The organism is Mesorhizobium sp. B1-1-5 (assembly GCF_006443065.1).
In the GTDB taxonomy this organism is placed as follows: domain Bacteria; phylum Pseudomonadota; class Alphaproteobacteria; order Rhizobiales; family Rhizobiaceae; genus Mesorhizobium.
In genome coordinates this window covers 1-1,242 of the sequence record NZ_VFWS01000483.1, presented here as the reverse complement: position 1 = coordinate 1,242, position 1,242 = coordinate 1, and the positions used below count along the sequence as shown (strand labels likewise).

Below are 1,242 nucleotides of genomic sequence, written 5' to 3'. Positions count from 1 at the left end.
CTTCAAGTTCCTGACCGAACTTGACGGACTGAGCTTTCCCGAGGCGGTCGAGAAGATCGCAGACATGGCCGGCGTGCCGATGCCGGTTCGCGACATGCAGGAGGAGCGGCGCGAGAAGGAACGCGCCAGCCTTACCGACGTCATGGAAATGGCGACTGCCTTTTTCCAGGAGCGGCTACAGGGCGCGGAGGGCGCCAAAGCCCGTGCGTATCTGCGCGACCGCGGACTGACGCCCGCGACGCAGCATGCGTTCCGGCTGGGCTATGCGCCCGACAGCCGCAATTCGCTGAAGGAGCATCTGGCCGCAAAGGGCGTGCCGAAGGCCGATATCGAGGACTGTGGGCTGGTGCGCCATGGCGACGACATTCCGGTTTCCTATGACTGGTTCCGCGACCGCATCATGTTCCCGATTCCGGATTCGCGCGGCAAGATCATCGCTTTCGGCGGGCGAGCGCTGGCGCCGGATGCGCTCGCCAAATATATGAACTCGCCCGATACCGAGCTCTTCCACAAGGGCAACGTACTCTACAATTTCGCCCGCGCGCGAAAAGCGCTGGCCAAGGGCGGCACGGTCATCGCCGTCGAAGGCTATATGGATGTCATCGCATTGGCGCAGGCCGGCTTCGAGAATGTCGTGGCGCCACTCGGCACGGCGCTTACCGAAAACCAACTCGAACTGTTGTGGCGTATGGCCGCCGAGCCGGTGCTGTGCTTCGACGGCGACAAGGCCGGGCTGAAGGCGGCATGGCGGGCCGCCGACATGGTGCTGCCCGTAGTCCAGGCGGGGCGCACCGCACGCTTCGCGCTGCTGCCGGAAGGCAAGGATCCCGACGACCTGGTCAAGGCGGAGGGGCCGGATGCCTTCCGCGCCGTGCTGGCGGAAGCGCGTCCTCTTGCCGATCTGTTATGGATGCGCGAGACGGCGGGCGGCGTCTTCGACACGCCGGAGCGCCGGGCCGAACTGGAGAAGCGGCTGCGCGAACTGACCAGCCGCATCCGTGATGAAAGCCTGCGATATCACTACCAGCAGGAGATGCGCGAGCGCGTGCTGAACTTCTTCGGTTCTCAGCGCGGAACGCGGCAAGGTCGTCCGGACTGGAAACCGGGGCAGGGCAAGGCGCCCGCTCCCGGCGGACAATTCGCCAAGGCCGGCGGTGGTCGCATCGCCATCACGGAAAGCCTCGGCCAGTCGGCACTGGTCAAGCGCGGCAGCGAAGGCATGTCGGTGCGCGAGGCGACGAT

General features: G+C 65.7%; 1 protein-coding gene. It reads left to right on the top strand.

Translation table 11 applies throughout. The features are described from left to right. A partial coding sequence (gene dnaG, locus FJ980_RS32570) for a DNA primase (RefSeq protein ID WP_140547554.1) occupies positions 1-1,242 on the top strand: 1,242 nt, incomplete at both ends.